This window comes from Celeribacter sp., from assembly GCF_048259695.1.
Taxonomy (GTDB): domain Bacteria; phylum Pseudomonadota; class Alphaproteobacteria; order Rhodobacterales; family Rhodobacteraceae; genus Celeribacter.
The window spans coordinates 1-8,507 of record NZ_JBLXHL010000033.1; the positions used below are offsets into that span (position 1 = coordinate 1).

Sequence of the window (8,507 nt, forward strand, 5' to 3'; positions counted from 1 at the left end):
GGGATTGTGGCGAACGCGGGTCTCCCCGCCGCCGGCCTGTGCCGGCGCGCGATCCCCGCGCGGCAGATACTCTGGCCCTGCGCGACCGTTCGCCCGTGCCTTGGCATTCTCGAGAAGCTGGCGCAGATAGCCCAGCGAAGCCGCATAGGCTTTCTCGTCCTGGAGGCGGCTCAGGTTCGCGATCGACTGAGTCGCCGCCTCGCCTTCCTTCTCGGTGATCTGGCCGCCACCCTTGAGGCTGTCGAACGCCTGCATGAAGGTCTGGCCCCGCAGCTGCTTTTCCTTCGTCGCGAGGTTGATCGCGTCCTGCGACATGAAGAGGCCAGAGAAGCCTTCCGGGTCGATGCGCCCCTGCACATTGCCGAGGATGCTAGGCAACTCCGGGTCATTAAGGATTTGGTCGATCAGGCGAATGCCCTCGTCGGCACGAGCGATGACCTGCGGGGCCGCTTGCATTGCCTCGGCGTCCGCCTTGCCCGTGGCCGTACCGCGCGCGGTGTCCGCCGCCGCCTGCTCGTTGTTCTTGGCGATGGGATTGCCGATCGGCTCTCCGGTGATGGTGTTGTACCACTGGAACGCGGTCCCGAGGTCGAGCTTCTCGACGCCCTTCTGGATCGCCGAGCCCTCCGGCAGCTTCACCTCGTTGATCGAGCCGTCCTTGCCGAGCTGCACCATCTTCAGGTTGCCCGCGGCGTCAGTGATGTACTGCGGTGTCAGGCCGAACTCGTTGCCGCCCGCGCCTGCCTTCGGAGCCGCAGCTGCGGTGGTGATCGAGCCGTCGGGCTTCATCTGATAGACGCCACCTGCCGGAAGACCCATACCGGTGGCTTCCTCACTCGACAGCGTGCGGACCGTCTGCGGGTTGCGGGCGCGCTCAAGACGCAACTGCGCCTCCTGCAACTGCAGCTGCCGCATGGGGTCGGTCGCCTTCTGTGCCTCGTCCATCATGATCCGAATGGACGCCTGCTGCTGAGGGGTCATCCATGGATTTGCCAGGAGCCCGGCGAGCTCTTGGACAGAAGGGCCAGTGTAGGCGGGCATACCCTGCACAGCGCCGCCCTGCGTCGAGATGGTGCCCGGCCCGGTGCCACGCCCGGCGTCCGCGCTGCCGAAGACGTGATTGCCGATGCGGGTCCAATCGCCGCCGCCCTGTACGCCCCACGCCGGGTTGGCCGCCGCCGGGTTGTAGTAGTGCGTCGCGCCGCCGGTGGGGTCCTCGTACTGGCCGGAGAGGATCGCATCAGCCGCCTGATAGGCCTGCTCGCTCGGCGTCATGTTCGCCATGTCGAGCCCTCCCTCGCCGCCAGCATATCCGGTGACGCCATTCCACGCCGAGAACTGGCCGGGCTTCATGATCACGCCTTCCAGAGAGTCGCCGTAGCCACCCGCGTTCAGCCGGTTGTTGATCACCGACCCAGCGGCAAGCATGCCCTGCAACCCCTCTCCCCCGGCCTCTGCCATGAGGGTGCGGGCCAGAAGCTCGCGGTCACGCCCGCTCAACTGGTCAGCCGCGGCGCGGGTCGGCCCGCCGGTTGCTTCCATGGCGGCATTGCGCGCGCCGTAGGTATCGCCAAATGCGCCATCCGCGCCGTGGGTCTGCGTCCCGCTGGTCGAGATATTGCCGCCGCCGAACGGGTTCCAAGAGGTCTTCCATGCGTCCATCTTGTCCGTTTCAGCTTTGAACGCTTCCGTGGCCCCAGCCCGGCGGTCCTGCTCCATTTTGCTCAACTTGTATTCGCTGATGCCGTTTATTATACCCGTGGCGAGGTCCACCCAGCCCTCCGCCGCCGAGCTGGCCCGACCCTGTTGGCTCATCATGGCCGCAATTGCTTCCCGCTTCTTCGCGACCTGCTCAGGAGTCGCGTCGGCTTCGTTGATAAAAGTGCCTTGTCCGAAGATCATTTCAGCGCCCTTTCGTAATTGACTGCCATCAAGCCGTTCGGCAGCGTCTTCACCGCGCCGGGCTTCTTCTTCTTCACGTCTTGAGCCATCAGGCCGACCTGCGTCTGGTCCTCGCCCTTGTACTGGAAGCTGTAGAGGCCGAGGCCGTCCTCGGTCTCGCCGATCTTGTGCTTGTCGGTCTTCGCGCGCTCGTCGGAGAGCGAGAACAGATTTGCCGCAGTCTGAAAGAGCCCTCCACCCACGCTCTTGGCCGGTCCGCCGACAACCGTGTTGTACTGCTCGTTAGCCCCGGCCCTGCGCGCCTGCTCCATCTTGCTCAGCTTGTAGTCGCTAATGCCGTTCGTGATGCCGGTGCCAAGATGCAGCCAGCCTTCGCCGGGAGTGCTGGCCTTACCGTACTGGCCCATCATGGCCGCGATGGTCTCTCGCTTCTTAGCAACCTGCTCAGGCGTCGCTTTCGGGTCGTTGATGAAGGAGCCTTGTCCGAAAAGCATCTTCGTTTCCTTTCTGGGAAGGGCCCGGGCAGTGCCGGGATCAGTGGAGAAGAGCGCCCGGAGGCGCAGCGTGTGTGGGAACGTGCGTCGCATTCGGCGAGCACAGGGCGTCCCGGTTCATGATTTCGAGGCTGACCTCCTTGGCGCGCTCGTCGCCCCCGCAAACCCAAGCTGATGCCAAGAGGAAGTCAGTGATGGTCCCTGCCACAGCTTCACGAACAGCGCGCTGCCCCTCAGGACCATCCTCCATGCTATAGGCGGCGAGGATCTTCATCGCGTTCGTGAGAAGCAGCGGGCGAAAGACGTCCGCAGATGCCGCGAAGAATGGGTGCATCTCTTGGCTGAACCCGATGCCGAAGAAGAGGCGGGCGAAGGCATCTCCGCCAGCGTCTCTCTCGAAGGTCAGGAGGTAGGCCTCGCATGTCAGCGAGAAGTTGCGGCAGAAATTCACCGCGCTCTCGTTGCCGCTCATCCAGCGCTCCAGGTTGTCGACCGTGCTATCCATGCTTTTTGTCACTCCTCTGCGCTGGGCGTCATTGCCCGACCGTTCGGCTCACACTCACCAGCCACGATGCGGCGAAGGCGCGCCTCAAATTCCGTGTCGCTTTCCTCGGGCACCTGTTGCGCCTGAGACCCCTTGTGCGGGCCGGCCATGATGTAGGCGAACGACGGGTGGCTGTTCTCTTGGTCAGGGGCCTTGAACGATCGGATGATGATGGTCCGCGCCGGCTCAGCGCTGCTCGGCGATTTGCGTTCAAGCCGTTCAAGCCTCGATTTCATCGTCATTTCTCTGCCTCCAGGGCTGCGAGACGTTGCTCAATTTCCGTCACCTCCAGAGTGCGTCGGTAGCTGTCCACCAACCCCATGACCGCCGCGCCCTCGGCTGGGGTCAAATTGCCCTCTGCGACTGCTGTCAGAACCGCGGCTGACGCACCCGCGGCCTCGGAAGCATTGCTCATGGCCGGAAGTTCGAAGGTGACGGGCGAGTCCTTCCTGGCCGGAGCAACTCGCTCGAGGCAGAGACGAAGCGCAGTCGCATCCCCTTCAAGAGCCATCTCCACGGCTTTCCGCGTGATGGCCTCGGCCTCACCGTCGAGGAGATCAGCTACTGCCCGAGTGACCTTGTGCCGGCTGCCACGAGGCTTGCCGGGGTTTCCTGCCGCAAAGGTGCCGTCCGAATTTCTTCCGTTGTTACGGGTCATCGCGGGACCTCCGCGCAGAACACCGAGACAAGGAACAGGGCCGCGCCGCGCGCCATCTCGACGTCCCCCCGCAGGCGTTCCCAACGTTCCCTCTCTCTATAGAGAGGGAACAACGGGAACGCTGGGGACGGCGGCGTTCCGAAACGTTCCGGGAACGACAGGGAACGGTTGGGAACATTCGGTGAAATCATCATTCTGCCCTCCAGGCGAAACCATCGACGATGCAGATGACGCCCTTCTCTTGGAGCGTCGTTTTCGCCTTGTGGAAGGCCGTGCGCTGGCTGGTGGGATTGTCGCTGCTCGAGAGGGAGTGCCGCTCACAGAACTGGCGCCAGACATCGAGCGAGACACACTGCACACCAGCCGGGAAGATGTCGCCGCCCTTGACCTCACCATGCTCCGCCAAAGCATCTCCGAACGCGTCCAGAGCGATTTTGGCCTGCCCCTTGATCCTCGGTGCACGGCGGGCCGGCGCGTCGGTGGCTTCGACCACACAGGAACTCACCTCGTCGCCGTCTTCGTCCTCCCCGAGGGGCACAGCGTGAAGGGTGTAGGAGAAGCACAGCCCCGAGGGCCCTTCCCGCTCCTTCTTGTTCTCCGCGGTGATGACCATGCCATCGCGCGTCAGCTCAATCTCGTGGTCCACGGCGCCGCGCAGCGAGCCGCTGCCCCGGGCCCCCTTCGTGGTGTCCTTGCCGCTGTGGTGAATGACCATCACATGTGCTCCGGTCTCGGCCCGAAGATGATCAATGTTGCGGATCAGTGCGCCCATGTCCTTGGCGGTGTTCTCGTCACCTGCACCCATGGAGCGGGCCAGCGTATCGACCACGATCAGCGCCGGCTTTAGGCCGCCAAGAAGCTCTCCAAGAGCCTCAGCGTCACCCGGCGCGCATAGGTCGACAGTGACGGACAGGAGCCGGAACGATTGGGCCTTCTCAATCGCTTGGGTGAGCTCTGGATTTTGCCGGCGGAAGGCTTCAATCCTGAGTTCGATGCCGCGCCCTCCTTCCGAGGCCAGGTAGACGACGGGCCCTCCTTTCACGAGGCTGCCATGCCAGGGCTCTCCGGCGGCGACGTGGAACGCCATGTCGAGGGCAAGGAAGGTCTTCCCCACGTTGGACTCCCCATAGATGACCGAGAAGGCGCCCGTATCGAGCCACCGCTTGACCAGGTATCGAGAAGTGAGGTCAGCCCCGATCTGGGAAAGCGGCCGCATGGCCGATGCCAAGAACGTCTTGCGGGTCGGAACGCCGTCGGTTGCGAGCGGCATCGGCCCTTTGAGCCAGATTTCAGGGGGTACGTCTTCGGCACCTCGCACGTGCACCCAGCCTCGAGCCTCTCCCTCGAACTCAAACCGGCCACCCGCGGGATCAATCTTGCGGTCACCCGGCAGAGGTTTCATGACACCAGTCCGGGAATACTCCCGTCGATGCGTCTGAGCGTTCTGGAAATGGGCGTCGAAAGGTCTGCTCACTCCACATGCTCCCGCCGGAAAGGGAGGTCGCCTTGCATTGCAATCAGTTTGGCGATGTATTCTGCCCAAGCTTGGTTGACGGCCTCTGCCACGTGCGTGCAGCGGTCTTTTCCTGGAAAGCGTTCAACGAGGACTACGTCCCATCGGCGTTTGGATCCCCCCGGGGCGATCGTCACGCACTTGATGCGTTGGTTGGGCATCTGGACGACTTCACCCATCAGCAAGCCTCCCACGTGCCGAGAGCCATCTGTGAAGTCATGAGCGCGGTGTCGTCATCGAGGCTGCACAGCACTGTGAAAGCGAGGGCCGCACGGTCCTCGATCGAGAGACGGGCCTGCAGGATCGAGCAGAAGGTGTGCCACCCGCTCTCAGTTCCAAGCGTGAGCGCGTAGCCAAATGCCCGCACTGCTCCCAGATGGGGGCGCTTGATGGCGCTGGAAAATGATTGCTGCTTCGGCGTGCGGCGGCTCGACTGGCAAGGATGCCTATCGCCCAGCGCTTCGTCGGTACGGGGACCTTGGATATGAGGTCTCGACATGCTCGCGATCCTTTCGTGTTGAAAAGACCGGGCCGCGTGGCTATCGTTTCTCTGCGTCAAGAAATCGACCCCTGCGAACCCGGAATGCGGTTTGCGGGGGTTTTCTTATGCGGCTTCTCGGGAAGCAGCGGCGGCGGCGATGACAGCCTCAATTTCACTGACGCGCCAGCGGCTCATGCCGCCAATCTTGATGGGCCGGGGAAAGATGCCGTTCTGCACGTGACGCCAGAACGTCGAAACGGATGCGCCAATCATGGCGGCGGCTTCTTTGTCGCGAATGAGCGGGTCAGTGTTCGTCATGATGTCACCCCATCGGCTAGGTTGCGATGGGGTGAACTTGGACAAATTGAGAGGACTTATCGCGTAGGGTTAAATCTGCCCTATTTTTTCATACGCTTCACATTGGCGCGCCCGGCCCGCACTGAGGCGACAACCGTATCGAAGCTGGCCGAACAAAGGAGCTCGAACATCAGCCCTTCGCAGCCATCGTCCTCGCCAAGTTCTTTCGCGGCGACCGCCAATGAAATGAGCTTTGGGTCCGAGTAATCTACTGCGTCCTCCAACCCCAGCCTCAGCAGCCTGCCTCGCATTGCGTCGACTGCCATTGCTCGAGAGCGATTAATGTCACCAAGGTATTTGGACCCTTTCGGTCGCCCTCGAGGGCGACGCTCCGGCTTCGCTCCAGCTGTATCCGCTGTGGCGAACTGGCGCCCGAGTTCGAAGGCTCTGACTAGCTTCCAGAATGCGTCATCATTTGAGAAGCTCATCTGGGCGAAATCTCCAATCTCTTCGAGTGCATTCGAGCGCAAGGTTTGTCAGTTGCTTCGCGCACGCTCGCCGATGTTCCACCGTGCAAGGGGGCACGCATCTTTCGGCCAACGCGCGAGCAGGCCAACGTCCGGCCACGTGGCGTGCGACGACGTACATTCTGAAAGGCGGTCAGCAAGCAACCTCCAATGCAATCCGTTCCTCGAGCCAGCGGTTGATGGCACTCTGTCTCCACCCAACCGCACGCGCTCCGAGGCGCGTGGGGGCCGGGAAATCACCGCGTGCAATCATCCGGTAGAGCGTGCTCTTGCTCAGGGCCGTAATCCTCTCGACCTCGCCGCGGCGGAGCATCCTGTCTGTCATCCTTCTCGTTCCTTGCTTTGATGACGGAGGGATACACCCCGGCGGTTTAATGAAGGTTTACGCCCGGCTAGCGCGCCAATTTCACAACCTTGCCCTCTTCTCCGGCCAAGAAGCGGGACCATTTCACCATGAGGTCGCCACGCCGCTCGAACATGTCACTTCGGGCATAGGCCCGCTCAACCTTGTCCCCGTAGGCAGGGGAAGGCGCCGCTCCCGCGCCCTCGCGCTCGGCCTTGGCATCTTCCGAGCACCAATCCCTAAAGGTACTCCTGAAGCCGTGCGTCGTGATCCCATGGTAGCCCATCCGCCCCATGAGGGCCCTGAAAACGGTGTCTGAAAGCGGCTTCTCTTCGGTGTGCCCTGCATGAGCGCTGGGGAAAATCAGCTTCTGCCCAACCCCCTCCATCTTGCGGACCGCGGCAAGGGCACCGCTCGACAGTGGCACGCGATGAAGCGTGTTCCGTTTCATCCTCTCGGCCGGCACGAACCAGACGATATCGATGATCTCTCCCCAGCACGCCAACCGAGCTTCGCTGGATCGGGCAAGGGTGTGGATGATGAATTCCAAGCAGCGAGCCGAGGTCCCTTCCCTCTTCGCCAGCTCGGCCATGAAGTCCGGCATCTTCCGCCACTCCAGCGCCGCCATGTGCTCAGCCTGATGCTTGATGGTCGGAAGCGCCCTTTGGATGCCGACGACAGGATTTTCCCCGGAGTAGTGGCCAGCGTGCTTTGCCCAGTCGAAGACCGAGCTAATGCGCTGCTTGATCCTCTTCGCCGTGTCGTGCTTCGAGACCCAGATGTCCGTGAGGACCTCGAGCACTTCCGAACTCTGAATTTGATCGATCGGCCGCTTGCCGAGCTTCGGGAACGCATAGTGCTCCATCGAGGCAATCCAGCGTTCCCCGTGCCCTTTGCTCTTGTAGGTCTTAACGACCTGCTCGTGCACGCGGCGAGTTGCATCTTCGAACGTCAGAGATTCCTTCTTCAGGAATTGGGCGGGGTCACCTCCTTGGCGGGCAACCTTCCGAAGCTCAAGTGCAAGCTCTCTGGCCTCAGCCAGCGAGACGAGGCTTGCCGATCCCAAGCCGTAATCCCTGCGCTTTCCGTGCACCGTGGTCCGTAGCACCCAAGACTTCGCGTTGCCTTCGCCGACAGCCAGATAGAGGCAGCCACCGTCACCGTATAGGCCGGGCTCTTTGAGGGTCGCGACCTTACGTGCAGTTAGCTTTCCCATACGGTCTCATCCCCCACAAATTTCCATCGTTCTTACCATCATTATGCATGGGATTGAAAGAGACCACATGGGACAAATCTAGCGGATGAACTCTGATTTATTCAATGATTATCAGGATTACTGAGATTGTCTGGGATTTCGTGAGACCTGTACACGGTAGCCTCCTCCGCTACCAGAAGTCCTTCCTTTCACGACAGCCCATTCCCTCACGTGGCGCGCGCGCAGCCGCGCGATTTTGCCTTTCCGAGACTGCTCGGCCACCCACGCCCTCGCCGACATTGAATGCCACTGCCCTGCCACACGGCGTGCGCCCGGCTCGACTCGTCCCGGTGGCCCCACGTCGGCCCCACGTCGAGCCAGCCTCCCCCACATCCGACAGTCTCCGCGCCCGCGGGAACAGGGTTCTGTTACCGCAAAGAAAAGCGGGCAGAGCGCATTCGCCCTGCCCGTCCAGGATTTCCGCTGGTGCGTCCACCGCGGCGCGCAAGCGCGACTCAGCGCTTTCGGAACGTGAGGTAATGCGGCGTACGAC

12 protein-coding genes are annotated in these 8,507 nt (G+C 62.4%); all 12 read right to left on the bottom strand.

The genetic code is table 11. The annotated features are described in order from the left end of the window. Positions 1-1,902, bottom strand: a 1,902-nt coding sequence (locus ACN0Q0_RS16840) for a cell wall hydrolase (RefSeq protein ID WP_417244417.1), incomplete at its 3' end; no start/stop codon positions are given. After that, positions 1,899-2,396 (bottom strand): tail fiber domain-containing protein, encoded by a 498-nt coding sequence (locus ACN0Q0_RS16845; RefSeq protein WP_343503581.1) that lies wholly within the window; start codon positions 2,394-2,396, stop codon positions 1,899-1,901. The genes ACN0Q0_RS16840 and ACN0Q0_RS16845, both read right to left, overlap by 4 nt. Positions 2,397-2,436: 40 nt before the next feature. After that, positions 2,437-2,901 (bottom strand): hypothetical protein, encoded by a 465-nt coding sequence (locus tag ACN0Q0_RS16850; protein WP_343503580.1) that lies wholly within the window; start codon positions 2,899-2,901, stop codon positions 2,437-2,439. An 8-nt stretch (positions 2,902-2,909) separates the two neighbouring features. Continuing rightward, positions 2,910-3,182 carry a hypothetical protein gene (locus tag ACN0Q0_RS16855; protein ID WP_343503579.1) on the bottom strand — a complete coding sequence of 91 codons (273 nt, stop codon included), beginning with the start codon at positions 3,180-3,182 and terminating at the stop codon, positions 2,910-2,912. Beyond that, positions 3,179-3,598, bottom strand: a complete 420-nt coding sequence (locus tag ACN0Q0_RS16860; protein WP_343503578.1) for a DUF5681 domain-containing protein — start codon at positions 3,596-3,598, stop codon at positions 3,179-3,181. The genes ACN0Q0_RS16855 and ACN0Q0_RS16860 overlap by 4 nt, the downstream gene beginning before the upstream one ends. Positions 3,599-3,788: 190 nt before the next feature. Next, the gene (locus ACN0Q0_RS16865) at positions 3,789-5,000 is read right to left on the bottom strand and encodes a helicase RepA family protein (RefSeq protein ID WP_343503577.1); all 1,212 of its coding nucleotides are present in this window, start codon (positions 4,998-5,000) and stop codon (positions 3,789-3,791) included. Positions 5,001-5,068: 68 nt separating this feature from the next. Continuing rightward, complete coding sequence (locus ACN0Q0_RS16870; RefSeq protein ID WP_343503576.1) at positions 5,069-5,290, bottom strand: hypothetical protein; 222 nt, start codon at positions 5,288-5,290, stop codon at positions 5,069-5,071. Continuing rightward, positions 5,290-5,610, bottom strand: coding sequence for a hypothetical protein (locus ACN0Q0_RS16875; protein ID WP_343503575.1), 321 nt, complete (start codon positions 5,608-5,610; stop codon positions 5,290-5,292). Before ACN0Q0_RS16875 ends, ACN0Q0_RS16870 begins: the two co-directional genes overlap by 1 nt. 105 nt (positions 5,611-5,715) lie before the next feature. Next, on the bottom strand, positions 5,716-5,910 hold the full coding sequence (locus ACN0Q0_RS16880) for a helix-turn-helix transcriptional regulator (protein WP_343503574.1): 195 nt from the start codon (positions 5,908-5,910) through the stop codon (positions 5,716-5,718). An 80-nt stretch (positions 5,911-5,990) separates the two neighbouring features. Continuing rightward, on the bottom strand, positions 5,991-6,173 hold the full coding sequence (locus ACN0Q0_RS16885) for a hypothetical protein (protein WP_417244418.1): 183 nt from the start codon (positions 6,171-6,173) through the stop codon (positions 5,991-5,993). A 376-nt stretch (positions 6,174-6,549) separates the two neighbouring features. Continuing rightward, on the bottom strand, positions 6,550-6,741 hold the full coding sequence (locus tag ACN0Q0_RS16890) for a helix-turn-helix transcriptional regulator (RefSeq protein ID WP_417244419.1): 192 nt from the start codon (positions 6,739-6,741) through the stop codon (positions 6,550-6,552). A 67-nt stretch (positions 6,742-6,808) separates the two neighbouring features. Further along, positions 6,809-7,975: a tyrosine-type recombinase/integrase gene (locus ACN0Q0_RS16895; RefSeq protein WP_417244420.1), complete on the bottom strand. Its 1,167-nt coding sequence runs from the start codon at positions 7,973-7,975 to the stop codon at positions 6,809-6,811. Positions 7,976-8,507 lie beyond the last annotated feature (532 nt).

What these genes read in the sequence shown, in the direction of transcription:
- ACN0Q0_RS16845 (WP_343503581.1), bottom strand. Translation starts at nt 2,396, where the DNA reads ATGCTTTTCGGACAAGGCTCCTTCATCAACGACCCGAAAGCGACGCCT.
- ACN0Q0_RS16850 (WP_343503580.1), bottom strand. Translation starts at nt 2,901, where the DNA reads ATGGATAGCACGGTCGACAACCTGGAGCGCTGGATGAGCGGCAACGAG.
- ACN0Q0_RS16855 (WP_343503579.1), bottom strand. Translation starts at nt 3,182, where the DNA reads ATGACGATGAAATCGAGGCTTGAACGGCTTGAACGCAAATCGCCGAGC.
- ACN0Q0_RS16860 (WP_343503578.1), bottom strand. Translation starts at nt 3,598, where the DNA reads ATGACCCGTAACAACGGAAGAAATTCGGACGGCACCTTTGCGGCAGGA.
- ACN0Q0_RS16865 (WP_343503577.1), bottom strand. Translation starts at nt 5,000, where the DNA reads ATGAAACCTCTGCCGGGTGACCGCAAGATTGATCCCGCGGGTGGCCGG.
- ACN0Q0_RS16870 (WP_343503576.1), bottom strand. Translation starts at nt 5,290, where the DNA reads ATGGGTGAAGTCGTCCAGATGCCCAACCAACGCATCAAGTGCGTGACG.
- ACN0Q0_RS16875 (WP_343503575.1), bottom strand. Translation starts at nt 5,610, where the DNA reads ATGTCGAGACCTCATATCCAAGGTCCCCGTACCGACGAAGCGCTGGGC.
- ACN0Q0_RS16880 (WP_343503574.1), bottom strand. Translation starts at nt 5,910, where the DNA reads ATGACGAACACTGACCCGCTCATTCGCGACAAAGAAGCCGCCGCCATG.
- ACN0Q0_RS16890 (WP_417244419.1), bottom strand. Translation starts at nt 6,741, where the DNA reads ATGACAGACAGGATGCTCCGCCGCGGCGAGGTCGAGAGGATTACGGCC.
- ACN0Q0_RS16895 (WP_417244420.1), bottom strand. Translation starts at nt 7,975, where the DNA reads ATGGGAAAGCTAACTGCACGTAAGGTCGCGACCCTCAAAGAGCCCGGC.